Source organism: Proteus vulgaris (assembly GCF_016239305.1).
Lineage (GTDB): Bacteria > Pseudomonadota > Gammaproteobacteria > Enterobacterales > Enterobacteriaceae > Proteus > Proteus vulgaris_C.
In genome coordinates, this window is the sequence record NZ_JAEHOQ010000004.1 from 26307 (window position 1) to 51747 (window position 25441).

Below are 25441 nucleotides of genomic sequence, written 5' to 3' on the forward strand. Positions count from 1 at the left end.
AAATAGCACTATCGGAGAGATATATCGCTATTAAAACAACACTACAGTAAGAACAAAACTAAATAAGAAAAAACTAGTTGTAAGACTTAAATAAAGACTGGTTACCTGACTTATCAAAAGCGATCACTTGATAAGGCTCTTTATAATCACCCGCATACATACCTAAACTTCCTGCTGGCATACCTGCAACCGCAATACCGGATTTAGATTTATCTACTAAGTTGATATTTTTTAAACTATCGACAGGAATATGCCCGACTAAGTCCTTACCTTGGTATGTTGCCAAGTGACAACTCAATAAATTATTTGGCACGCCTGCTTGTTGATATTTTTCCATTAATTGTGTTTCTGAAACAATATTCACTTTAACGTTAAAACCTGCTTCTTTTACGCCATCAGCCCATAAAGTACAGCAACCGCAACTATCTGTTTTATAAACTTCAATAACATTATGAACTGACGCGTAAGTTGTGCTTGAAAATGCTGAAATTGCAATAATAGAAGTCAGTAATAACTTTTTCATTGTTCATTCCTTTTATTAAATTGATAGATAGAACAATAATCTTTCCCCCTACGGGAAGGTCAATTTAATAAAGGTATAAACACGTAGAGTTTTGTAAAAAAATATTTATATAAAACAAAGATATAAATAATACTCCGTTTATTCTTTCTTGATATTTTTGGGTATATTAGTTGATATAAAAAGAAAAAAGCCTGCATAGCAGGCTGAAAATGGAGAAAATAGGGTAAACGTAGAGTTAGGATGTAAACGATTATGAGGGTATTTCATTAGTTAAATCACCTCTTGCGAAGAGTGATTGTGCTTTAACTGATAGGAAGTATAAACCTAAACTTAACCTGAGGTTAAAGCGGATAAATTTGTATAAGGTATACAATTTTATTGATTGAATTTTTAAAAAATGAAAAATAAAAACAATAAAAGCTAATTAAATTAATTAATTAGCTTTTATTGTAAAATGTATTGGTTTCCTTTAGATACAAATTATTTGATGTTTATTATTTAATAATTGTAATTTGTTTTACATCGATCTCAGTACTTGTCCACTCTTTATCTACTTTACCTTCAATTCTGACGGTATTATCTGGGGTTACTGTTTGCCCGCGCCATCTTTTATTATCAATATCTACATTGATACCGCCGGTACTATCTTCAAAAACATATAGCTCATCACCTATTTTTTTTGTGATTTTGCCAGTTAAGATAACCCAAGTGTCATCAGAAAGATCTTTTGCTTTAGCAACAGTGGTTTCACTAATAGAGGGACCTTTAAATCCACCTTGTTCTATTGGTGCTTGAATTGAACCTTGAAAACCACCTTGCTGTGTTGTATTTGCTTGAGATGCAAACGCTAACGTACTACCAATTAATAATACTAGAATTTTTTTCATAACAAGCTCACTTGTAGGTTAATAATACAACTAATTATTGAGTGAGATTTTATTTCATTTTCATGTATAAAACCGCATATTAAGGTAAATTTCGGTATTAATATATCAACTGATTGATATTATCCCTTAAATTATAGTCCGTTATTTTTCTTTGTGTTTTTTATTAATATAAGCATCTATCACTAAATACTTCTTTTCTCTAAGGTAAATCAACTGGTTATTTCCCCTTAGTCTCAGTGTGGGCGTTTATTCAAAAATATACCCTTCGGGATCATTGTTTTTAGATGTATTACCTCTTATTATCCAGCGCCTTCAAATTTTTTTTAATTTTCCCCTATTATTTTTAGAGGTTTTAGGTTTTATGACTAACGAACGCATTGCCAATCCGGGTCCATTAGGTTTAATGGGTTTTGGTATGACAACGATTTTGTTGAACATACATAATGCCGGTTTTTTCCCTGTTGTCTCTGTCATTATGAGTATGGGAATTTTTTATGGTGGGATCGCACAAGTTATTGCTGGTATTTTTGAGTTCAAAAAAGGCAATACTTTTGGCGCAACCGCATTTACCTCTTATGGCTTCTTTTGGATCACATTAGTGGGAATTTGGTTATTACCCGTAATGGGCTTGAGCGAACCCACAACCCCTGTTTTTTTAGGTGTCTTTTTAGCATTATGGGGAATATTTACCTTTTTTATGTTTATTGGCACATTAAAAGCCAATAGAGCATTACAATTTGTTTTTTTAAGCCTGACAATTTTATTTGCCTTGCTAGCAATAGGAAATATTACTGGTAATGCACTGATTTTAAAAATAGCCGGTTTTGAAGGCATTATTTGTGGCGCCAGTGCTTTTTATCTAGCAATGGCTGAAGTATTAAATGAGATGTATGGCAGAACAATATTGCCAATCGGTCACAAATAATTGTTGTATAGAGAAGTGGCTTTTTATTTAGCCACTTCTACTACTTGGCTTTTTCGTCGTACTAATTTTCTTGCACACCATGCATAAAATAATCCCGCAACCACACCTGCAATATGTGATTCAGTCGATACACCTAATTGACCTGGAATTAACCCATAGGCCATTGAACCATAATAAAATAGAACAAAAAGGGCTATGACAATATCGATAATTTTACGGCGTGTAAATGCGTGAGCAATCAACAAAGACCATAATCCAAAGATCCAGCCACTAGCACCAACATGAATAGCATTTCGTCCAAAAATCCAAACCAATAAACCACTTACGATAATAATAAATAAGCTTGATAAAACATATTCTCGTAAAGATTGTGTCATGGATAAAAAGCTAAGAATAAGAAGAGGAAGTAGATTACTAAAAAGGTGAGACCAAGAGCCATGTACAAAAGGGGCGATAAAAATACCTATTAATCCTTCTCCAGTTCTTGGAATAATTCCCCATTGAAGAAGTGAAATAGGCAATAGAGAGTCAATTAATTGAAGTAGGATTAATGTGATAGTTAATCCACCAAGAAAGGTTAATCTTTTTTTAAACCAAATCTTATCCATAACGATAGCCTTAATACAGAGTGACGTAGATAAAACCATTTTGATAGAAGAGCCTTTAATAAAAGAAGAAAGGCTCTTTTTTGTTTATCAGTCTAATAAATTAAGGCAAGCAGCTCCACGGGCGCCACCTGCATCACCGTGACGCGCTTTTTCTATTGCTGGAATTTGCGCATTTCCATAGACACAGTGTGAGAGATATTCAGGCAATTGGTCATACAATGCATTAAATTGTGATAATCCACCACCAATAACAATTAAATGCGGGTCAAGTACAGTAAGAATATTACTAAGGTAAATCGCAAGTACTTTCATATAGCGATCAACGTGTTCTTCTGTTTTCTTATCCCCAGCATAATATTGCTCAACGATATCAACAGCTCTTTGTGGTGCAAGATTGAAGGCTTTATACATACGTTCAAAGCCTCGGCCTGATAAATACGTTTCAAAACACGCTTTTTTACCACAACCACAGATAATTTTTGGCATTGTATCGCCTATGACGTTATCTGCATCTACATTTAAATTCATATGGCCAATTTCACCGGCAATGCCATTTTTTCCAGAAAGCACTTTGCCATCAACAACAAACCCTCCCCCGACACCTGTACCTAAAATAAGGCCAAGTACAGAAGGATGATGACGAAATTCAGGATCCCATGCTTCTGATAAGGCAAAACAGTTAGCATCATTTTCGACTTTAACAGGCCTATTAAGTATCTGTGCGAGATCATGAACCATAGGTTTGTATTTGGCCGCTGGAACATTGGTGGTAAATACAGTCCCTTCTTTTGAATTTACAATACCAGGCACACCTACGCCAATTTTTCCTTTACATCCTAATTCGTTGTCAGCTTCTAAAGTTAGTTCCTTAAAAACATTTAATAATGCTTGATAGTCATTTTTAGGTGTAGGAACTCGTTTTTGCCATACTTGAGTCAGATCTTTATCAAAAACGGCAAGCTCAATTTTTGTGCCGCCCATATCAAAACCATAATACATATCAGTCTCTTAATTATTCTGTAAATATTATTTATAGTAACAACAAGGTTGTTGCTACCGTGCCATTTCTATTTCAGTCAATATTTAAGTTATCTCTACTGTTTATATACACTAGGTAAAGAAGAACAGTGATTGGTGACAGTTGAGTTTTTTTTACCTATTGATGATTGTCTTCCATTAAAACACTACGTACTTTCATTAGAGCAAAGCCTAATAAATTTAATCCATTCCATAAAAGGGGATTACTGATCTCTTTGTCTTGTTCGCTTAAACCTACACCCCATATCTTATCAACGGGGCTTGCTTCCACAAGCACACGATTGCCTGTTGAAATTAAAAAAGCACCCAATACATTATTTTGAGAAAATTTGGCCATATTGGCTCGGATAACGATATTCATACGTTGCTGTTCCCAAATTTCTTGGTTAAATCCTTTAACTTCTCGGCCAAGAGCTTTAGCTGTACCTGGGTTTGATGTTGCAATAATGCGCTCTCGTATTTCTATATCATTAAAAAGCTTTGCTTTCTCTGCCATCATATAGTGTTCAGCACTGACGTAACGAACATCATCTAAGATAAAAGGTGCTGGATACCATTGGCTAAAGCAACTTTTTGTGACTTCATCTGTTTTATTTTTGTGTCCCCAAAAGTAGATAAATTTTATTTTCTTACCTGTACGGAAATCTTTCTTTAATTGTTCTAAATCCATTTTTTTTCCATTATCACGAAGGCTTTCTTCTTATCTAATAAAGATAGCATAGAAGTAAAGAAGGATAGAGTGCCTTTTTGTGATTCTGTGAGTGGGTGAAGCGATTCCGCTATTTGTTCATATTGATATAATTAAGCGTCTTTTTTTGATTGGTTTTTATCAAATAATAAAAAAATAGAACTTAAACCCGTAGGATTGTTCTTAAAAAAAACATCTGAAAAGTATATTATTTTATATGATTACATAAAAAGATTATCTCAAAGTGATAGTACGTTGTTAGTATAAAGATGTAGTTGATTAAGTATTTTTAATATAAAAAAATACGATTATGGGTATTTATACTAATTATTAGTATAAATAACTATTATTTTATTAATTATATAATAAATTCAGTTAGTTGCTTGTGCTTCACTGTGTTTTTTCATTGTTACATTTATAATTTGAACTATATCACGCTTGTTGGTTTGTTAAGCTAAATTAACAATACTGTTTTAGGTATCAAATATCACTTGAGTTAATTATCCTGAAATACAGGTTATTCTTAGTGGTATTTACCATAAGTAAATAATAATGTTGCTCATAGTTAGATAATCTATTTTTGTCTATTTTGTTAGTGTGTTTTTTCTAGAACTTAACCAACTCTGATGTATTTAATTTTTACTCAATAAAAACAGCTCATCTTAATATGATAAAAAGCAATAAATTCCCCTTTTGAGTGTAAAAAATAAATCATTTTTGATGATGATCAATATGGATTAATAATATTTGACATTTTTTCTGCTCTTTTTTAGAGAGTGAATTTAATAAAAATATGAAGATTTTTTTAATTTGATCTTGAAAGGTTCTTTAGTTTTTAGAGGAAATAATATTAATTAATGATTATTTTAGAATTTTATTTTTATAAAATATATACAAATTGTTATTAGTTAATAGTAGTTATTATCCGGTTTTTGAACGTGTTTTTTTGTGTAAAAAAGACGCTATTTTTAATGATAATAATGAATGCTGAATTAAGTAAAAATACTCGGTTTTATAAAGTGAAAATGAGTAATGCTAAAATTTTTACGCTTTTTTTGATGTTGTATTTTTGATTAAAATAATTATACAATTTAATTTAAATAATCATTATTCCTAATTAGATGGTGTTTATTTGTAATTAAAAAAATAAGTATTTATAAGATTAATTTACCCTACATAGTTGATGTTCATTAATTGATAGTTTAATAAGGGGGCTAAATGTGGATTTATAAAGATATATTTAAAGCTGTTTTAAATTTATCTCTAAGGATCATTCTCTCTTATTTTTTATGAGCATCAAATTATTGAACAAGATTTAATGTGCTGTTATTAAAGGGGCCACACTATGTATGATGATATAAGTAACTTAAAAGATAAGTTCCAGGAGGATGCCTTTGCTTTTCAAGAGTTTCCTTCCTCTGTAACACAAGATGTTGATAATAAAACAGAACAAAAAATCACAAGTAATGAAGATAATAATAAAATTAGTAAGTTAAGTAATAATACGTTTTTAGAAACTTCACTTTCCGTGAAAAACGAACAAAAACAACCTATTACTGTTTCGCCAACTCCTTCTTATCACCAGGATGCTTTAGTTGTTAAAGCAAAGAAAGACAATTTAATTAAGAGTAAGAAAAATTTGTTAGCAGATAATAAAATATTTGATAACAATGAAACAGATAGAGTTCATGCACATGAAAATATATCACTAAAAGATATATTGTCATTTATTGCCTCTGTTTAATTCAAATAAGTAACACTCTTTGTATAAATAAAAAATATTGACTGGTGTCAATCTTTAGCCATTGTTATTTTATTTTTTAAGCTGGGTTTATTTCTTTTCGATATTTATTTATATCGACGGGCAACCTTTGTCTTAAGAAAAGAGCTATGGCGATGACAAAGGTATGGGTTTATGAATAAAATATTTAAAACATTAATTACGGCTTTCTTATTGATAACAATGTTTTCACTCATTGTTATGCCAATGAGTGCCGAACAACAATATATATTCGGCATTATCAATATATTTTTGTTATTTGTTATTGGCTTTAAAAAATCAAAAAAACGATTATTAACAATGGTTTTTATATCGTTGTTGATGTCAACACGTTATCTTTACTGGCGTGCGACGAATACCCTTAATTTTAATACAACTATCGAAGCTGTTTTAGGTAGTGGTTTATTTATGGCTGAAATTTATTCTTGGATTATTTTGGTCTTAGGGTATTTCCAAACATCATGGCCATTAAATAGAAAAATAGCTCCTTTACCTAAAGATATTTCTCAATGGCCAACCGTTGATATTTATATACCAACATATAATGAAAGCTTAGATGTGGTACGTGACACTGTTTTAGCGGCACAAGCTATCGATTATCCTCAAGATAAAATGAAAGTGTATATCCTAGATGATGGTAGCCGTGAAGAGTTTAAACAATTCGCTGGTGATGTGGGTGTAACTTATATTGAACGTGAAGTTCATGATCATGCCAAAGCAGGTAACTTAAACCACGCGATGGGATTAACAGATGGTGAGCTCATTTGTGTTTTCGATTGTGACCATATTTCAACCCGTATTTTCTTGCAAGCAACGGTCGGTAGCTTCCTTGAAGATCCTAAACTGACACTTATTCAAACGCCACACTATTTCTATTCTTCTGACCCCTTTGAACGTAATTTAAGTGCAGCTAAAGATGCACCACATGAAGGCGCACTTTTCTATGGTCCAGTACAGCGCGGTAATGACAACTGGAATGCGACATTCTTTTGTGGTTCATGTGCGGTTATGCGTCGTAGTGCGCTTGAAGAAATCGGTGGTATTGCCGTTGAAACAGTAACAGAAGATGCCCACACAGCGCTGAAATTACAGCGTCTAGGTTGGAACTCTGCATTTATTGATATTCCTTTAGCGGCAGGTCTTGCAACAGAACGTTTAGCATTACATGTTAACCAACGTATTCGTTGGGCGAGAGGAATGACACAAATATTCCGCGTTGATAATCCAATGTTAGGTCGTGGTTTAACATTTCCTCAGCGCCTATGTTATCTCAATGCCATGCTCCACTTTCAGTACGGTTTGCCTCGTATTATCTTTTTGACTGCGCCGTTACTGTTTATGTTATTTAACCTCAATATTATTGCTTCATCCGCCAGCATGATATTCGCCTATGCATTGCCACACTTAATCATGTCGGTTTATGTAAACTCAAAAAATATCGGTAAATATCGTTATTCTTTCTGGGGTGAAATTTATGAAACTGTCATGGCTTTTAGCTTGGTATTGCCCACGCTACTTAGCCTAGTTTCACCAAAATTAGGTAAATTCAACGTAACAGATAAAGGTGATTTACTAGATAAAAGCTATATGGATTACCTCACTGTACGCCCTTTGATTATTACTGCTCTTCTTTTAATTACGGGTATTTCATGGGTCGTTATTCGTTATTTATTAAACGATTTCCAAGGTATTGATCCTTTGGTTATTGTTTTAAACCTGACTTGGGCAACTTACAGCTTATTTATCATTCTTGCATCGATTGCTGTCGGTAAAGAGACTCGCCAGATTCGTAAACATACGCGAATTAAAGCCTCTCTTCCTATTACATTGCATTTTGATGATGGTGCGGAATTAAGTACCACCACTGAAGATATTTCAATGGGTGGTGTTCGTATCGCAGTGAATAAAATGGCGGAATTACGCCAACGCAATGTCACTTCAATCACTCTAAATGTTCAACGTGATGAGGTTTCAGTTCCGGCTGAAATAGTTAGTTTAGAAAACAACCAATTACGCCTTGAGTTTTTACCTATCAATTTAAATGTTCGCCGTAAATTGGTGCGTATTATCTTTGGTCGTGCGGATGCATGGATCCATCAAACAGATTACAAAGATAAACCTTTTAAAGAATTGGCGGGTATTACTCGTTGTATTTTTGAATTGTTCTTTGGTCGTCGTCAAAAAGTAAAACCAGTGACAACAAGAACCAAAGCTAAAACATCACTCTCTGTGCAATCTATTAACGGGGATGACTAAGCATGAAAAAGAAACTGACATTAATGCTAAGCCTGACTGCTATAGCGATTGCGAGTATTAATTTATCTCAAGCGGCGACAGGTATGTTAGAACTCGGCGGCGAAATTTTGCCTGACCCGACTTCTTATACTCAATCACCTGTGCAACAAAATACCAATAATCCTATCCGAATGGGGGATGTGGCATTATCAGATGCTCGTAATATCGAAGAACAATTAACGTTGGCACAGATGGGAAACCCATCGCCTATCGTATTATCAGGAAGAAGATTACTTTCTGGTGTGACTTTTAATATGGCGAATGATTTATTTATTGATAACGCCACCCTAACAATGAAAGTGAAAGCATCTCAAGGATTAGTTCAATCGGATCAAACACTTCATTTAATGTTAAATGGTCAACCTATGGGATTTCTACCGTTAGAAGAAGGTGGGCAAGAGCATGAGTATGTTTTAGAAATCCCTGAAATGATGTTGACGAATGTGAATAATCTGAGTTTCCGTTTAGCAAGTCGTGATGCATTAGATGAAAATCAATGTACACCACCATTAGCTGAAGGACTTAGCCTCGTTATTTCACCTGATTCATCATTAGATTATCGAGGTCGTTGGATTAATGGCGGGTACAGTCTGGAACGATTGCCCCTACCGTTCTTTGATCCCGACAGAATGACAGCGACCTCGTTACCTATCATATTGTCAGATAAACCTGACCATGCAGAGGTAACAACAGCAGCGATTGCAGCATCATGGTTTGGTAGTTTTAGTCATGATATTAAGCAAGTTGATTTACCGGTTTTAATGAACCAATTACCTGAAAGTGACGGTATTTTAGTTGGTTACTCAGGACAAACTATTGCAGGCATTACTCTTCCTTCGGGGAATAGTGGGCAATTAACTATTGTTGATAACCCCGTTGATCCTGTTTTCAAATTATTACTGATCAGTGGTGATAATGAGAAATCATTACGTCAGGCAGTATGGGCGCTAAACAATGGTAAATTGCCACAAAATGATCACTTAGTTGTACCTTCTCAAACATTGACAGTACGAAAAGATTACGATGCGCCACGTTGGTTAAACACCAATAAACCGGTCACATTGGGTCAAATTGCTAATGGTAGTGATGATTTCTCACGTCAAGGTATTAACCATGCGCCGAATCAGTTTTCATTTCGTGTATCACCAGATCTTTTTTGGTGGGATGGTGATGCGTTACCTTTAGAATTGAAATATGTTTTCCCTCATTCAGATAAGCTCAATAGTCGACGTTCTTCATTGATTGCTTCTTTGAATAATCAATTTTTAGGTGCGTTATATCCAGCACGATCAGAGCCTTTAGGCATGTTAAGACAATGGTTAGGTATGGAGAGTGAACAGCAAAACAGCACACTCTATTTAAATCCTCGTCAAATTTATAGCCAAAATCAATTGCAGTTTTATTTTGATTTACGTGAGCCAGATGATTCTCCCTGTATTTTAACGGATGGCAGTAGCTTGATTAGCCAAATTGACCCGCAATCAACACTGCAATTTAAAAATACTTGGCACTATTCAAGAATGCCGAACTTGGCGTATTTTTCAGGGGCTTCATTCCCATTTAGTCGCCGTGCTGATTTTTCACAAACCACACTGTTATTACCTGAAAATCCGACAACAGAAGAGCTTTATACCTTAGTTAACTTAATGGCGAGATCAGGTTATTCCACAGGTACACCGGTTTCTCATGCTTCTGTTTTTTTAGGAGCTAAAGCGCTAGAAAAAAATAATCTTTCTCAACAAGATATATTAGCAATTGGTTCATTAAGCAGTGACGGTTTTTTACCAGCACGTTTTTCACAACAAGCATTCTCTTTTTTAAATAAAAATATCGAGATCAAATCACAGTCATTGCTTGATAAAGCGAAAGGCTGGATTGCAGGTGATTATTTATCTCAAAGTGGTGATGCCGCTAATTATCTTGCTTCCGTAAACAACTGGCGTGGCATGGTGAGTTTTATCTCACCTTGGGCAAGCGATAGGGTTGTCGTATTAGTGACGGCTAAAGGTAATGATTCGATAAAAACCATTATCAACGATTTAAATTTAGCTCAAATAAATGCGGCCATTAAAGGCGATATCACTCTGATTAGTGGTAAAGATACAGTAAGAAGTTTCCATTTAGGCGAACATTTCTCTCAAGGTGACTTACCTTTATTTCAACAATTTCTTTGGTATAGCTCTAGGCATGTGTATTTGCTTGGTCTTTTAGCTGTTGGTTTTTGTGCATTGACGGGCTTAGTGACTTATTACTGGTTACAACGTCGTTCAACTCGTCGTTTACATCAGATATCACAGCATCGTTCAGGTAAATAGGAGTATATGGGATGAAAAACCACGCACTTAACATCATCGTTAAAGTTATCTATGCAGGTTGCATTTTAAGTGCTTCAAGCCAAGTACAAGCTACGGCGAATGATGTAAATACAACAGCTACTGATCCAAATATTGTGAGCTCTCTTATTGAACAAGCTAATTATTGGCATGGTAGAGCGCATGATGCGCGTGCAGTAGAAGCACTGCAAAAAGTGTTGATTATGGAAAGTAATAACCAAGACGCTTTATACTTAATGGCGTTCTTTACAGCACAGCAAGGGAATGAAAAGCAAGCGACCTATTGGCGCGAAAAACTTGCACAAGTCGCACCGCAAGATCCGCGTATTGAAGGATTAAAAAATATCCGATCATCACAATTTAGTGATCAACAATTAGGTTATGCCAGGGAATTGGCAAAGAAAGGACAACATGAAGAAGCAATAAAAGCGTATCAACGTTTATTTGTTAGTAGTGAGCCACCAGAAACACTGGCATTAGAATATTATCAAACTATGGCTGGTGTACCTGCAATGTTGCCACAAGCCATTTCAGGGCTAAAACAACGGGCAGCATTAATGCCTGATAATAAAGAAACACAAAGAGCGTTAGGGCTGACGCTAACCTATAACGAAGAAACTCGCCGTGAAGGGATAACAATTTTAGGTAATGTTTCAGGCGATGAGTCAGCTAAAAAAGGTCTTCGTCAAGCACTGCTATGGCTGAATGTTCGTCCTGATGATGAGGTGTTATATAAAACTTATTTACAAGCAAATCCGAATGATAAAGCGGTTGCTGAACATTTCCAAGGTGCTATTCAAGGTAATGCACGTCAAGCAGGTTATACCGCTTTAAATAAAGGTAAATTGAAAGAAGCTGAAGGTTATTTTAAACAAGCATTATCAGCAGATAATAATGATGCACAAGCATTAGCGGGGTTAGGTTATACCGCATTACGTTCAGGTGATTTAGCAACAGGTCAGCGCTTATTAAATCAAGCAGCACAATCAGGAGGCGAGCAGGGCAGTAAATGGAAGCAACAAGCTGAGGATGCCGGTTTCTATGCACAATTACGTGATGCGCAACAACGTGCTAAACAAGGAAATATTCAGCAAGCAATTGATAAATTAGCACCTTTAACGAGTGCTTCAGGTGAGAAAGGATTATCCGCTAACTTGCTACAAGCTGATTTATTACGTAAACAAGGTAATTTACCCGCTGCGCACCAATTATTAGCTGGTCTTTATCAACAAAATAGTCGTAATGAAAAAGTCATTTCTGCTTACTACTATTTATTGGTTCAGGAAGGGCAGAATACGAAAGCAGAGCAATTACTGGCTCAACAATCAGCCTCTTTACGTCAAAAACTTACTGCGAATACAGATCCTTCAGAAACATTACGTCGTGAAGCACAAAAAGCGTTAGAAAATGGTAACCGTGTTCAAGCAAGACAGTTGCTGACACAAGCACAACGTAAAAATCCACAAAATAACTGGGTTTATCTTGATTTAGCTCGTTTAATGGCTGCTGATGGCGATAGTGTTGGTGCAAAAAATATTATTTCACAATTGCAAAATCGTAAAACAAGAGACACAGATTACGTTGCTTCTCTATTTTATGTTGAGCAAAAAGAATGGGATAAAGTCTTTAATTTATTAAGTAGTCATAATCAACAGACAGAAGCTGAAAAAGAGTTATTACAGCGCGCTCGTTTTCATCGTCAACTTGCGCAAGCGGAGCATTATCGCCAAGCTGGCAATCTTGTTGCGGTACGTAATACCTTGCGTCCTTTAATTAACCAAGTTGCTGATTACCCAAATGATGTTGGCGAATTAGCTGAAAGATTGGTAAGCAGTGGATTAAATGATGAAGCGTTGCAGTTAGTTGAAAATGATATTGCCAAAGGCACTAAAGGCTCTGTAGGTAACTATGCGGGTCATATCAATGTACTCAATGAGTTAGGTCGTTATACACAAGCATCTAGCTTGATTAACGATCCTGCATTGCAACAAGAAACACCGATTGTTGAGAAGAAACGTTTAGAGGTAGCTACCAAAGTTGCGCAAGCTGACAGCTTACGTGAAAAAGGTGAAATTAAAGCGGCTTATGACACACTGGTTGTCGCTTTAAAAACATCCCCTAACGATCCTGATTTATTAATGGCATTAAGTCGTGTTTATTTAGCACAATCCATGCCTGAACAGTCGAATAAAATTCTCTCTTATTTGGAGAAAGAGCAAGGAAAAGATACCAAATTAATCCAAGCTCAAATTGAAGTTGCATTAGCGCAACAAGATGGCCGAAAAGCACAGCAGTTATTGCAACAAATTCCGTCTTCTTCACAACCAGCTTATTTATTACAAGCAGCACAAATAGCGCAGTTAAACGGTGAAAACCGTAAAGCTTTAACCTTGTTACGCAGCGCGCAATGGCAAAATAATGATAGTGCATTGAATACCTCTGCAGGTCAATTACGCGCATTAGAGAGCGATAATACAGCCATAGCAGGTTCTATCTATGAACGTAAAGAGATGGCATCAGTTCAACGTTCTATCCGTGAATTAGAAGAAAAAGTTTCACCGTGGGTACAAGGTGGTGTTGCTGTGCGTCATCGTAATGGTGATAAAGGATTATCTAATGTCACTGAAATTTCTGCACCAATCAGTATTTCAAGTGTTCCTGGAGAGGAGTTCCGCTGGGAGTTTAATGTAACTCCAGTTTCTATGACAAGTGGCTCAGTTTCTGGTGAGAGAGCAAATCGCTTTGGTACAGGTCAGCTTCAACATGCTGAACGTTTTGCTAAAAATAGTGATAACCATGATGAGAAAAATAAAATTAATGCCGACGAAGCCGGTAGCCAACGTGCTTCTGGTGTTGAATTAGGATTACGTTTATCTGACAAAAATGTCAGCTTTGATGTTGGCTCAACACCATTAGGTAAAGATACGGCAACGGTTGTCGGTGGTCTCACATATTCACCTAAAATTGGCCAAAATGGGCAATTAACACTGACTGCAGAGCGCAGAGCCATCAAAGATAGTCTACTTTCTTATATGGGACGTACTGATCCTACGACGGGTGAAAGCTGGGGCCGTGTAACACGTAATGGTGCCAAAGCTCAATATGCTTGGGATGATGGCAAAGTTGGCGCTTATGTCGGGGGTGGTTTTTATAACTATGAAGGTAAAAGTGTTGCGAGTAATGATGAAGTGAAAGCATGGATGGGATCTTACGCTAAGTTCTATAAAGATGACCAGCAAGAGGTGAAAGCTGGTGTGCACGTTGATTATATGAACTTTAGAAATAACCAAAATAACTTCTCATTAGGGCATGGCGGTTACTTTAGTCCACAAGATTATGTTTCTGTCTCATTACCTGTTGCTTATACCCGTCGTTTTGAAAAAGGTGAAGTGTCCTTAAATGGTGCGATAGGTATACAAAGTTACAAACAAAAAGGCAGTGATTATTTTCCAACACATAGTTATATGCAAAACGCCTTAAATAAACATAACGCAAGCGATCCTCGTATTAAATCTCGTTATGAAGAAAAAGACGAAACAAATATTACTTACAGATTAGGTTTAGACGCGAAATATTATTTAAACAAAGAAACCGAGTTAGGTGTCAGCTTATCGCATGATACATCCGGTGATTATGCTGAAGATAATATGTGGTTACACCTAAAATATACTCCAGACTTTCTGTCTAAATAATTAAGGAAACAAACAATGAATAAGCATGACAGTGATATCTTACAATTACCTTTTGAAAGTGGCTGGCAAGATCTAACTCAATTATTATTTTTTCAAGTATTAAATGACAATGATATTTCTACCGCTGAAAGTAAATTAAGAAATATTGGTAAAGATATTGCATTACGCTACCCTTTGCCAGAAAGTGAAAATATTCAATTACTTGAATCACATATTAATCGCGTATTAACGCTATTCAAATGGGGGTTTGTCACCATATCTCCTGCAATGAGTGAGCTTTTATTAGTGCATTGTGCTTGGCCTCATTTTACACAAAGTCAAGATGACGTTCAGTGGCGTGTTGCAAGTGCTGGTGTATTAGAGGGGTTATATGAAGGATGGTTAACCAATCAAGGTGGCAACGCAAAAATGCAAGTGCATCGTCAACCTACTGATGCTAAAGATGTCTTTATTTTTCGCTATGCACATAATTCATCAGCTGAATAATAATATATATGCTTTATTGATGAGCATCGGAGGTCAAAAATGAATGAAATGATATTTAATGATGATAATTCTAAATGCTTATTAATAAAGCAGTTTACTAATAATGTTTTTATGATGTTAGTAACTGATATTAATGGCACTATAGTTTATGCTAATGAAAAATATTGTGAATTTAATAACGTTCATTTTGAAAATATAAAAGATAAAAAGTACAACATGTTTTATTTAATTGATAAGAATCAAATCAATTATTGTGTAAACGGTAATAATGATAATAAGGGTGTTTATCGATTAGAAGCAAAGAGAAATAATGAATCTCAACAAGAAGTATGGGAGGATATTAGTATTATTCCTGTATTTGATAAAGATAATTTAATTTCTCATTATGTGTTTATTAGCTTGGATATTACTGATAAAGTAGAGTTAAGAAATGAGTTATTTAGTAAAAGCTATATTGATTCATTAACCGGAATATCAAATCGATTAAGTATTGTTGAAAAAATTGAAAATGAGCGATTAAATATTTCACATCCATCATCATTTTGTCTTGGTATTATTGATTGTGACAAATTTAAATCAATTAACGATCAGTTTGGGCATCATGCTGGTGATAAAGTATTGTGTGAAATATCAAAGCGATTATCGCAATTAGAAAACAGCGAAGTTTATTGTGGCCGACTTGGCGGTGATGAGTTTGCTGTGCTTTTCCCTAAAGGATTACGTTCTTGTTCAGTGATTCTATTAGAAATTATAGAATCACTTTGGAAATCAATGGAAAAGCCAATCAATATTAATTCAGATTATATGTTAACGCCTTCTATTAGTTTAGGTATTGCAGAATATCCTAAAGACGGAAAGACATTATCTGAATTATTAAAATCTGCAGATGAAACACTTTATTCCATAAAAGAAATGGGTGGTAATAAATACGGGTTTTATTCTGGGTTTTAAATAGAGAAGATTTTTAAATAAAGATATATGAAATAATATTATCTCTTTTTAATAAAGAGGGAGGTAACTATATATTTAAAATATATCTCGTGTTTCTGATGAAATGTAAGAGCAATTTAAAATAATACTAAAGATTAGTTTTAGATAAATATCTATTAGAGGATTTTATTATGATGAAAGCTGTTATCCCTGTTGCTGGATTAGGTACTCGTATGTTACCTGCAACGAAATCAATTCCTAAAGAAATGCTACCTATCGTTGACCGCCCTTTAATTCAATATATTGTTGAAGAGTGTGCTCAGGCAGGTGTTGAGGAAATTATTTTAGTCACTCACTCTTCTAAAAATTCAATTGCGGATCATTTTGATACCAGTTTTGAATTAGAGAATATGCTTGAACAGCGTATTAAAAATAAATTATTAGAAGAAGTACGTTCAATTTGCCCTGAAAACGTCAAAATTGTGCAAATTCGTCAAGGTCATGCATTAGGTTTAGGTCACGCTATTTGCTGTGCACATCCTGTGATAGGCGATAATCCATTTATTGTTTTACTCCCAGATGTTTTATTGAATGCACACTATTGTGATCCTAAACATGATAATTTATCCGCAATGATCAAACGTTTTGAAAAAACAGAACGTAGCCAAATCATGGTTGAACCAGTACCAATGAGCCAAGTGCAACAATATGGTGTTGTGGATTGCAAAGGTGTTTTCTGTCCTCAAGGTAATTGGGCGCCTATTCGTCGTATTGTAGAAAAACCAAATCCAGAAGACGCACCATCTAATCTTTCTGTAGTAGGTCGTTATGTTTTCTCTTCGGCTATTTGGGCATTATTGGATGGTCTGCCTGCAGGCGTTGGTGGTGAAATTCAGTTAACTGATGCGATTGATTTATTATTGAAAAAAGAAACAGCTGAAGCTTACACCTTAGTGGGTAAATCTCACGATTGTGGTAATAAGCTGGGATATATGAAAGCCTTTGTTGAATATGGTTTACATAATTCCGCTTTAAAAGAAGAATTCGCTTCTTGGATGCAGGATTTTTGTGTAAAAACATTGTTACCTAAAACAGAAGTCATAGAAGAAGACGAAATCAATAAAGAACAAAAGATAGTTGCTATCTTTTGAGTTACCTTGAAATAACATGCAATATGCCGACCGAAATAAGATAACGGTCGGCAATAGCAGGAGAGAAAGGCAATGTCTTTTAGGCACTTATCTCGTTGTAATTATCTATTTTTTACCTTTTTTATTTTAGGTTTGTTACTTATGGCTTCTCCCTCAATACAGGCCGCAGATACTCAAACCGGATGGCAGCAGTTTAAAGAACGCTATATTAAGGATGATGGGCGTGTTATAGACAGTGCTAATAACAATATCTCGCACTCAGAAGGTCAAGGTTATGGGATGCTGATGGCGGTAATGAGTGACGATCATGAAACATTCAATAAGCTGTGGCGTTGGACTGCGGCTTCTCTTTATCGGGGCGATTTAGGGTTATTTAAATGGCGTTATGAGCCTGAAAACAGTGAACATACCCCTGATCCTAATAATGCAACTGATGGTGATATTTTAATTGCGTGGGCATTATTAAAAGCCGGTGAAAAATGGAATGATGAAAGTTATCTTTCAGCTTCTGATTCTATTCAGCACGCTATTTTAGAACATACCTTAGTTAAAACAAAAAACTATACTGTATTACTACCGGGGATTAATGGCTTTAAAACACCGGAAGAGATTATTATTAATCCATCTTATTTTATTTTTCCGGCATGGAAAGATTTTTACCGTACAAGCAAAGATATTCGTTGGAAAGCGTTAATTAATGATAGCCAATCTTTGCTCAGAAATATGCGATTTGGTGAATATCAATTACCAACAGACTGGGTGAGTTTATATCCTGATGGAAAGATAGAGCCTAGTGAAAAATGGCCAGCACGATTTAGTTTTGATGCTATACGTATTCCGCTTTATTTAGGTTGGGCACATGATGAATTAGCCTTACAACCCTTTGTGCAATATTGGCAACAATTTGATCGTTATAAAACACCTGCTTGGGTCAGTATTGATGGTCAAGAGCGTGCGGAATATAACCTCACACCAGGTATGATGGCGGTGAGAGATTTAACGATGAAAACACCTATTGAAGATGTTGATTTAAGTAAAGATACGGATTATTACTCTTCCGCTTTACACTTATTAGCGGCATTTGCTCAGAATGGGCAATAAGTATTTTTAATTAAAACAATAGATAACTTAAATTATCCTTAACTAATAGATTAATTAAGTTATCTATTTCGTTTATGGCAATAATGATAAAAATAAAAAAGAGATAACTTACTGAATTTATTTCTATTAACTTGCTAGAACATTATTTATTTTCTCTATCTTTATTTTTTTAACGCTATGTTTTTAAATAATAAATAAACTTTAAACTATGATCTAAGAATAATTTATTTAATGGTATTTATGATAAAATTATCTCAATGACTTGATAGTGTTATTTATATAATTTCTCATCAATAATAGAGGTAGATAAATGAAAGTTTCAGCACGCAATCAGTTAGTTGGTAAAGTTATTGATATTATTGAAGGCGCCGTTAATAGCGAAGTCATTTTATCGTTAGCGCATGGTGAAAAACTGGCAACCATTATTACTAAAGAGAGTTGTGACAGTTTAAAGATTAAAAAAGATGGCGAAGCAATTGCCATTATTAAAGCGCCATGGGTTGTTTTAGCACTACCTGACTGTGGTTTGAATTTTTCTGCACGTAATCAGTTTGCAGGAAAAGTGACTCAAATTGTACAAGGTGCTGTAAATTCAACGGTTCATTTAGAAACACCGAAAGGCTTAGAGCTGACTGCGGTTATCACAAATGAGAGCTTGCAAGAGATGAAACTGGCAAAAGGCAGTGATGTTTTAGCGTTAGTGAAAGCATCTAGTGTGATCGTTGCAACGCGTAAATAATAGTATTCAATATTTTGAGATAATAAGTTTTGAGATAAAAAAGAGGCTAGATAACTAGCCTCTTTTTCGTTGATATTAATCAGATTTATAATCCCGATCACCGATTATTTAAGTGATAAAAATTAATCATCAGCGACACCCGCTACTTTCAGTTTGTCGTAAATATAATTTTTATAACTGTTAATTAATTTTTCGTCTTCACAGTCATTTAATTTACCTTCACATAAGTGTCGCATTTGAATATTGGCCTTATAGAAAGGTGATAATGGTAAACGTGCGCGCTCTAGTATCATTCCACCTAAGAAGCTTATATCCGTTAACTCACCTGTTGAAAGTGACGCACCTTGCGTTAGGTTATCTCTCAATGTGAATTGAGTGATATGTGCGGGGTTGGTAAATGGTGATTGGTAATTATTTAACTCAATATTAGGTTGATGATCACCAAAATAGAGAAACATTGTCGGCTTTTCTCTTTGGGCGACAAAATTGGAGAAATCTTTAATTGCCGGATCACTGGTAATAATTTTTTCCATATAGTGGCTAAATTTACCCGGTGCATTACTGCTTTCTGTTTGACCTATTATTTGGTAATCATCAGTATGAGATTCATCATAAGGGCCATGCTCATACATCGTTAATGAAAATATAAACAAAGGTTTATCTGTTCGTTTTTTAAGAACTTCTTCGATATAACCCAGCATATCTTGTGTTGATATTTTCCAGAGATTTTCTTCCAAATGTCCAGGATAACCCAACTCTTGTGGTTGAATAATTTCATCAACACCCATTTGCTCATAAGCATAACCAGCATGATAAGCACTGCGATTAAATGGGGTGAGTAAAACCGTGTAATAGCCTTCAGCTTTGAGTTGGCGGAATAAACTTTCATTAAGATTATCGACAACAAAATAGAATACCGAGTTCTTACGGGCACCAAAATCGTCAGTATTTAATCCAGTTAAGATAGAAAACTCAGAAAGCCAAGTACCACCACCAAAGGTTTGTACACGTAAAGGACTTTGAGCACTCACACCTTCATCTTTTTGGAACATAAATAAATCAGGTAATGCGAGATCTTTATCAAATTGATAAATGGAAGGATTAACCGTTGACTCTTGTAATAATACGATGATATCAGGCTTTATTTCAGTTTGTGTATCAGGCAATACCGTTTTTCTTGCTTTTTCAAGGAAGTAGTCAGCACTTTCTTGAAAATATGGAGGATGATATGTCGTTTGGTAACCTGACATAATTAAATTAGTGACGGTACCTCGGCCACCAGGTAATGTACCTTCCCATTCCGCTTGCCACTTTTCTACAGTAAAATGGATGGTAATAACGCCAACAACCATTAGCAGTAAGCTACTTATACGCAATGTTAGGTGTGATTTTTTGGAAAAACGCCAAGCAATCAACATATTGACCAGAAGCCATATTAGCATTGCAACTAATGCCACACCGGCTTCCCAATAATGTCCTAATGTCCCTAAATTTGAACTGTCAAAGGCTAAATCAAAGTCAGAGAACATTAATGTCTCTTTGTAATAATGGACTTTAAGTTGGTTAATAAATTTAGTGATCAGGAAAAGCGTACCAGTTGTAATGACAGAAAATAAAATACGCGCCGATAAAATAAAGAAAAGAGAAAAAAGAATAAAATAAGCACTCACAGAGAGTAGGGCTGTATAAATAAGGCTCGATTTTTCAAAAACAATAAACAGGGAGCCAATAAGAATAAGTGCAAGGTAAGCACTTCCTAATAGTTTTTTCATATCTCTTCCGAGTATAGCCATAAAGAATGGGATTTAAATTTTACAAATATTGTAGGCGATAATCTTAATTAGACTGAATAGATTATTCAGCCTAATTATATTCTTTATTTAGAATAGCCCTTTATCTCGTAAAATATGAAGATCTTTTTTGCGCCGTGTAAAACCTGTACGGTCAAAATATTCTAAGATTTGTACTGCTAATTTACGCCCTACAGATAACTCATCGCGAAAATCCGCGGCGGTGACACTGCCATTACTCTCATTATATTTCACAATAATGGAGGCAAACTTTTCTATAGATGCATGGGTGTAGTAGCGATCAGCAATTATGGGGATAATTAAACCTAGTTGTGCGGCCTTGCGTAATAATGAACGAATTTCTTTTTCATCATTTTTCATTTCATTTGCAAGATCACGTACCCACCAAGGTTCAGATTGCTCAAAATAGACTTTAGCTTGTTGCCATAACGACTCTTGTTCTGGCGAAAAAGCAAGACCATGAGTTGGAAGGTGAAGCCAGCCTCGACTTTGACTAATTTCGCCATCTTTTCGTAATTGATCAATTAAGTGATAAACCAACTCATCATGATAAGTTGGTAGCGCCATGCGTTTTAAACGTGAACGTCCGACTCCCATTTGATCATTATGTTGTTGGTGATATTCCTCAAGTGTATTGAGCAATTTTTGTTTTGCATTATCAGCATTTTCTTTAGAAAGAATAACGCCAGCAACGTTGATTAGGTCAAATGTTTCTAGTAGCGGAGTCAGCGCACTTTCGGTTAATTGCTGAGCCCATGCAAACTGATTTAGCGATAATTCACCTTTTGGTAAACATAAGGCTAAATTGGCACTGACACTGTCTGCATTATCAAGTTGATGTAACCAAGCTAAGAACTCACTTTGTCGTTTTCCTCTACGTGGCGAATGCAGATGTAAGACTTTTGCTGCTGCTAATGTACGTTGAGCACTAATATCACGTAAAATAAGTCTGTCGTTATCCACCAGCCAAAGTGGTTCATCAAGAATAAGTTCAGCTAATTGAGGTGTTTCGTTAGCATCATTTAAGAGCGCAACACGGCCTGTAATATGGCGAGTACCGTGATGAATATGTACAGGCTGCCAATGCTTTAAAGGTTCATCAGCGATTAAACTGACTAAGACTTTATGGGTTTGATAGTTAGGTTCTTGAGAGAGCAACCAATCGCCACGCGAGACATTATCTTTACTGACATCTCCAGTGATATTAATGGCAATACGATGACCGGCTCCAGCACTTTCTACGGGTTGATTTTGTGCGTGTAATGCTCTTATTCTTACTGGTTTATCAGCACCTGTTAGCCAAAAAGTATCACCAATAGCTATTTGCCCAGCGAGGGCGGTACCCGTAACCACTAACCCAGCCCCTTTGATACTAAAAACGCGGTCTATCGCTAAGCGAAAGCGTTTATGCCATTGAGGGTGTTGTTGTTCTTGTTGGTGAAGGTTAACAAGATAGTCACGAAGCGCTGGGATCCCTTCGCCAGAAGGTGCTGAGGTGACAAAAATATCAGGTTGTTGCCAGTCTAAATTAGCTAATACATCAGTTGTTTGTGAACGAACTTCTTCAATTCGTTCTGGTGTAACACGATCTGCTTTAGTGAGAATAACGGTAACTTGAGGACAGCCAGCAAGGCGTAAAATAGAGATATGTTCGATAGTTTGAGCCATCACCCCATCGTCACAAGCCACAATTAACAGCGCATGAGAGATCCCCCCAACGCCAGCAAGCATGTTAGAAAGAAATTTTTCATGACCGGGCACATCGACAAAACCAATAGACGTTCCGTCATCTTGACGCCAATAGGCATAACCTAAATCAATGGTCATACCTCGTTTTTTCTCTTCGGGTAAATGGGTTGTATCTACCCCAGTAATGGCTTGTATAAGTGAGGTTTTTCCGTGGTCTACGTGACCTGCTGTTGCAAAAATCATAGTAAAAGTGCCTGTATTAATGCATTTTCATCCTCAAGACAGCGCAGATCAAGCCACAGGCGACCATCAGTAATTCGACCTATAATGGGCTTTTCTAAATCACGCCAAAGTGCGGCTAACGCATCTAACTGGCTACCTTTTCCATCTTTTGCTTCAAAGGTAAGAGCTGCACTCGGTAAACTTTCAATAGGTAACGAACCACTGCCTATTTGAGACGCACATGAGGATATCGTGATATGGTAATTTTCCCCATAATATGCCTGAAAATGAGGCAATAACCGTTGCGCCATATCATGAATTTCTGTTTGTGTCCGAGTTAACAAACGTAATGTCGGAATTTCAACTACCATTTTTTCTGGCTGCTGATAAAGGCGTAATGTGGCGCCTAATGCCGCTAATGTCATTTTATCAACACGTAGAGCACGCTTTAAAGGGTGGCGTTGAATAGCTTCAATCCATGCTTTTTTACCTAAAATGATCCCAGCTTGAGGGCCACCTAATAATTTATCACCGGAGAAGGTAACAAGATCGATACCTTGTTGTAGATAATCTTGAGGCATCGGCTCTGAAGGTAAACCTAAAGCCGCTAAGTCAGTCATTGAGCCACTGCCTAAATCAATAGCGGTAGGTAAATTCATCTCTTTACCTAAAGTGGCTAACTCATCACCATGAACTTCTGCGGTAAAGCCTTGGATAGCGTAATTGCTGGTATGAACTTTCATCAGCAATCCCGTATTTTCATTAATGGCGTTACGATAATCTTTCAAGTGAGTGCGGTTTGTTGTACCCACTTCTTTGAGTGTACAACCTGCCTGTGTCATCACATCAGGGATACGAAAGGCACCGCCAATTTCCACTAATTCACCACGAGAAACGACGACTTCTTTATTGGGTGCAACGGTTGCAAGCATCAATAAAACGGCAGCGGCATTGTTATTAACAATACAGGCATCTTCAGCCCCCGTTAATTCACATAACAAATCAGCGATAGCGCGATCACGGTGTCCTCTTGAAGCGCCATCGAGAGAATATTCTAAAGTTGCAGGGGAGCGCATCACTTGGCTAACGGCTTCGATAGCAGATTCAGCTATTAATGCTCGGCCTAAATTGGTGTGTAAAACCGTTCCTGTTAAATTGAAAACAGGTTTAATTAACGATTTTCGTTGTAATGTAATGCGATTTTGTAATTCATTAGCCCACTGGTTATGCCATACAGGTAGGTCATTATTTTGGCGAATAATGATACGCGCTTCTTCTTGTAACTTTCGTAAATGCTCAGTAATAAATGTCTGACCATAAGAAGCAACTAAAGCCTGAATTTCTTCTTGATGCAGCAACTTATCAATAGACGGTAGTTGGCTGTAAAGTGAGCGCGTATCATTTGTCATACTAGTACCTAATTATTATTCATTTGGGAACAGGAATGGGTTAATGCTACTACGAGCAAATCCTTCTTCTTCCATTTTTGCATCAAGCACAATAGATGCTAAATCATCAGCGACAGCATCGACATTCGCATCTTTTTCTTGATATAAAATTTTCAGATAGCTTCCACAGTCACCACAGCTTTCTACTTTAACTGGAGCATTTTCACTGTCTAATGACCAGTAATTTAATTTACCCGTTAGCTCACAGTTGGTGCATTTAATACGCACAACATGCCACTCGGTTTCACATAAATTACAATGTAAATAGCGTAAGCCTTGTGTTGTTCCGATTTGTACCATGCTTGTCACAGGCATACTGTTACAAACAGGACAGAATTGACGATTTTCACCATATTCTGTTTTTGCTTTACCCGGAATATTAGAGGCCAATTGTGCCCAATAAAGGGATAATGCAGACCAAATAAAGACTGATTTATCCGCGGATACTTTTGAATATTCATCATTAAGTAATGCTGTCGCCATCTCTTCTAATTCAGTTTCAGAAGCTTTAGATAGGTTTTCTAATGTGATAGTGACACTTTCTGGTACAACTGGACGTAATTCAGCAATAATCGAGGCTAATAAAGCGCGCCAATGTTTACTGCGTTTGAATGTTTTTTTGTCTAAAGGTGCAACACCCGCTTGCTGTGTGAGAAGTGGCGCAAGATCAATGACTAATGGGTTGTCATGGAGTGCTTTTTCTTGTGCCTTAGCAATTTCAGCTGCAAATTCAAGGTAGTCTGCAAAAGGATTATCTTTTGCAAGTGTTTGAAAACGTTCAGCACGACGTTGATAAAGATTTTTCAGATTAGGGAATAATACCGGTGGAATAAAACTAATACCTTTTTCTGATTGCTCTTTACCTAATTGCTCTTTAGGAACGATGCGAATACTCATAACGTTCTATCTTCCTATTATCTTAAATTTTATAGTGAATACCCACAGGGTTTGGCTTCAGAATAAATCAAATACAAACACGAAGCCATGACAGTGGGTAATAATAGCGTGATTTTATTGTTTTTTTACGCCTTAAAACTAGACGTAAATTGAATAAAAAACGGAGGCTAACAAGCCTCCGTTTGTTCAGAAATACAC

General features: G+C 35.9%; 19 protein-coding genes. 10 read left to right on the forward strand and 9 right to left on the reverse strand.

Translation table 11 applies throughout. The features are described from left to right. Window positions 1-73: 73 nt before the first annotated feature. The gene (locus JEP40_RS03820; RefSeq protein WP_198622535.1) at window positions 74-523 is read right to left on the reverse strand and encodes a DUF411 domain-containing protein; all 450 of its coding nucleotides are present in this window, start codon (window positions 521-523) and stop codon (window positions 74-76) included. A 494-nt stretch (window positions 524-1017) separates the two neighbouring features. Beyond that, the gene (locus JEP40_RS03825) at window positions 1018-1410 is read right to left on the reverse strand and encodes a YgiW/YdeI family stress tolerance OB fold protein (RefSeq protein WP_198622536.1); all 393 of its coding nucleotides are present in this window, start codon (window positions 1408-1410) and stop codon (window positions 1018-1020) included. 361 nt (window positions 1411-1771) lie between these two features. On the opposite strand from JEP40_RS03825, the gene satP reads away from it, so the two are divergent. Next, window positions 1772-2335, forward strand: coding sequence for an acetate uptake transporter (satP, locus tag JEP40_RS03830; RefSeq protein ID WP_072070516.1), 564 nt, complete (start codon window positions 1772-1774; stop codon window positions 2333-2335). Window positions 2336-2358: 23 nt separating this feature from the next. On the opposite strand, the gene JEP40_RS03835 is transcribed toward satP, so the two are convergent. The 3 genes from JEP40_RS03835 to JEP40_RS03845 form a co-directional block, all read right to left on the reverse strand. Beyond that, window positions 2359-2943, reverse strand: a complete 585-nt coding sequence (locus tag JEP40_RS03835) for a rhomboid family intramembrane serine protease (RefSeq protein WP_198622537.1) — start codon at window positions 2941-2943, stop codon at window positions 2359-2361. A gap of 87 nt (window positions 2944-3030) precedes the next feature. Then, window positions 3031-3942 carry an N-acetylglucosamine kinase gene (nagK, locus tag JEP40_RS03840; RefSeq protein WP_198622538.1) on the reverse strand — a complete coding sequence of 304 codons (912 nt, stop codon included), beginning with the start codon at window positions 3940-3942 and terminating at the stop codon, window positions 3031-3033. Window positions 3943-4099: 157 nt separating this feature from the next. Then, window positions 4100-4651, reverse strand: coding sequence for an NADAR family protein (locus JEP40_RS03845; RefSeq protein ID WP_198622539.1), 552 nt, complete (start codon window positions 4649-4651; stop codon window positions 4100-4102). A gap of 1363 nt (window positions 4652-6014) precedes the next feature. Here JEP40_RS03845 and JEP40_RS03850 point away from each other — a divergent pair. The 9 genes from JEP40_RS03850 (at window position 6015) to JEP40_RS03890 (ending at window position 19176) form a co-directional block, all read left to right on the forward strand. Next, window positions 6015-6413 (forward strand): hypothetical protein, encoded by a 399-nt coding sequence (locus tag JEP40_RS03850; RefSeq protein WP_198622540.1) that lies wholly within the window; start codon window positions 6015-6017, stop codon window positions 6411-6413. A gap of 171 nt (window positions 6414-6584) precedes the next feature. Continuing rightward, on the forward strand, window positions 6585-8705 hold the full coding sequence (gene bcsA / locus JEP40_RS03855; protein ID WP_198622541.1) for a UDP-forming cellulose synthase catalytic subunit: 2121 nt from the start codon (window positions 6585-6587) through the stop codon (window positions 8703-8705). A gap of 2 nt (window positions 8706-8707) precedes the next feature. Further along, on the forward strand, window positions 8708-11059 hold the full coding sequence (gene bcsB, locus JEP40_RS03860; RefSeq protein ID WP_198622542.1) for a cellulose biosynthesis cyclic di-GMP-binding regulatory protein BcsB: 2352 nt from the start codon (window positions 8708-8710) through the stop codon (window positions 11057-11059). Window positions 11060-11070: 11 nt separating this feature from the next. Continuing rightward, window positions 11071-14769 (forward strand): cellulose biosynthesis protein BcsC, encoded by a 3699-nt coding sequence (locus JEP40_RS03865; protein WP_198622543.1) that lies wholly within the window; start codon window positions 11071-11073, stop codon window positions 14767-14769. A 15-nt stretch (window positions 14770-14784) separates the two neighbouring features. Continuing rightward, a complete protein-coding gene (gene bcsD / locus JEP40_RS03870; protein ID WP_198622544.1) occupies window positions 14785-15255 on the forward strand; it encodes a cellulose biosynthesis protein BcsD in 471 nt (156 codons plus the stop codon). Between the two features lie 39 nt (window positions 15256-15294). Beyond that, a complete protein-coding gene (locus JEP40_RS03875; protein WP_198622545.1) occupies window positions 15295-16206 on the forward strand; it encodes a sensor domain-containing diguanylate cyclase in 912 nt (303 codons plus the stop codon). A gap of 170 nt (window positions 16207-16376) precedes the next feature. Continuing rightward, window positions 16377-17336: a UTP--glucose-1-phosphate uridylyltransferase GalU gene (galU, locus tag JEP40_RS03880; protein WP_232799142.1), complete on the forward strand. Its 960-nt coding sequence runs from the start codon at window positions 16377-16379 to the stop codon at window positions 17334-17336. 72 nt (window positions 17337-17408) lie between these two features. Beyond that, on the forward strand, window positions 17409-18437 hold the full coding sequence (locus tag JEP40_RS03885) for a glycosyl hydrolase family 8 (RefSeq protein WP_198622546.1): 1029 nt from the start codon (window positions 17409-17411) through the stop codon (window positions 18435-18437). A gap of 310 nt (window positions 18438-18747) precedes the next feature. After that, window positions 18748-19176: a TOBE domain-containing protein gene (locus tag JEP40_RS03890; RefSeq protein WP_198622547.1), complete on the forward strand. Its 429-nt coding sequence runs from the start codon at window positions 18748-18750 to the stop codon at window positions 19174-19176. A gap of 122 nt (window positions 19177-19298) precedes the next feature. Here JEP40_RS03890 and JEP40_RS03895 read toward each other — a convergent pair whose 3' ends face one another. The 4 genes from JEP40_RS03895 to fdhE all read right to left on the reverse strand — a co-directional run bounded on the left by JEP40_RS03895 (window position 19299) and on the right by fdhE (window position 25243). Next, window positions 19299-20948 carry an LTA synthase family protein gene (locus tag JEP40_RS03895; RefSeq protein WP_198622548.1) on the reverse strand — a complete coding sequence of 550 codons (1650 nt, stop codon included), beginning with the start codon at window positions 20946-20948 and terminating at the stop codon, window positions 19299-19301. 108 nt (window positions 20949-21056) lie between these two features. Continuing rightward, complete coding sequence (selB, locus tag JEP40_RS03900; RefSeq protein WP_198622549.1) at window positions 21057-22919, reverse strand: selenocysteine-specific translation elongation factor; 1863 nt, start codon at window positions 22917-22919, stop codon at window positions 21057-21059. Next, entirely contained in the window at window positions 22916-24307 is a 1392-nt protein-coding gene (selA, locus tag JEP40_RS03905) for an L-seryl-tRNA(Sec) selenium transferase (RefSeq protein ID WP_198622550.1), read from the reverse strand. Before selA ends, selB begins: the two co-directional genes overlap by 4 nt. A 15-nt stretch (window positions 24308-24322) precedes the next feature. Beyond that, window positions 24323-25243 (reverse strand): formate dehydrogenase accessory protein FdhE, encoded by a 921-nt coding sequence (gene fdhE, locus JEP40_RS03910; protein WP_198622551.1) that lies wholly within the window; start codon window positions 25241-25243, stop codon window positions 24323-24325. Window positions 25244-25441: the final 198 nt, after the last annotated feature.

Excerpts from the sequence above, each read along its gene's own strand:
- JEP40_RS03850 (WP_198622540.1), top strand. The coding sequence starts at position 6,015 with ATGTATGATGATATAAGTAACTTAAAAGATAAGTTCCAGGAGGATGCC.
- galU (WP_232799142.1), top strand. The coding sequence starts at position 16,377 with ATGATGAAAGCTGTTATCCCTGTTGCTGGATTAGGTACTCGTATGTTA.
- JEP40_RS03890 (WP_198622547.1), top strand. The coding sequence starts at position 18,748 with ATGAAAGTTTCAGCACGCAATCAGTTAGTTGGTAAAGTTATTGATATT.
- JEP40_RS03885 (WP_198622546.1), top strand. The coding sequence starts at position 17,409 with ATGTCTTTTAGGCACTTATCTCGTTGTAATTATCTATTTTTTACCTTT.
- JEP40_RS03895 (WP_198622548.1), bottom strand. The coding sequence starts at position 20,948 with ATGAAAAAACTATTAGGAAGTGCTTACCTTGCACTTATTCTTATTGGC.
- JEP40_RS03820 (WP_198622535.1), bottom strand. The coding sequence starts at position 523 with ATGAAAAAGTTATTACTGACTTCTATTATTGCAATTTCAGCATTTTCA.
- selA (WP_198622550.1), bottom strand. The coding sequence starts at position 24,307 with ATGACAAATGATACGCGCTCACTTTACAGCCAACTACCGTCTATTGAT.
- JEP40_RS03865 (WP_198622543.1), top strand. The coding sequence starts at position 11,071 with ATGAAAAACCACGCACTTAACATCATCGTTAAAGTTATCTATGCAGGT.
- bcsB (WP_198622542.1), top strand. The coding sequence starts at position 8,708 with ATGAAAAAGAAACTGACATTAATGCTAAGCCTGACTGCTATAGCGATT.
- JEP40_RS03835 (WP_198622537.1), bottom strand. The coding sequence starts at position 2,943 with ATGGATAAGATTTGGTTTAAAAAAAGATTAACCTTTCTTGGTGGATTA.
- satP (WP_072070516.1), top strand. The coding sequence starts at position 1,772 with ATGACTAACGAACGCATTGCCAATCCGGGTCCATTAGGTTTAATGGGT.
- JEP40_RS03825 (WP_198622536.1), bottom strand. The coding sequence starts at position 1,410 with ATGAAAAAAATTCTAGTATTATTAATTGGTAGTACGTTAGCGTTTGCA.
- JEP40_RS03845 (WP_198622539.1), bottom strand. The coding sequence starts at position 4,651 with ATGGATTTAGAACAATTAAAGAAAGATTTCCGTACAGGTAAGAAAATA.
- bcsA (WP_198622541.1), top strand. The coding sequence starts at position 6,585 with ATGAATAAAATATTTAAAACATTAATTACGGCTTTCTTATTGATAACA.
- bcsD (WP_198622544.1), top strand. The coding sequence starts at position 14,785 with ATGAATAAGCATGACAGTGATATCTTACAATTACCTTTTGAAAGTGGC.
- JEP40_RS03875 (WP_198622545.1), top strand. The coding sequence starts at position 15,295 with ATGAATGAAATGATATTTAATGATGATAATTCTAAATGCTTATTAATA.
- selB (WP_198622549.1), bottom strand. The coding sequence starts at position 22,919 with ATGATTTTTGCAACAGCAGGTCACGTAGACCACGGAAAAACCTCACTT.
- nagK (WP_198622538.1), bottom strand. The coding sequence starts at position 3,942 with ATGTATTATGGTTTTGATATGGGCGGCACAAAAATTGAGCTTGCCGTT.
- fdhE (WP_198622551.1), bottom strand. The coding sequence starts at position 25,243 with ATGAGTATTCGCATCGTTCCTAAAGAGCAATTAGGTAAAGAGCAATCA.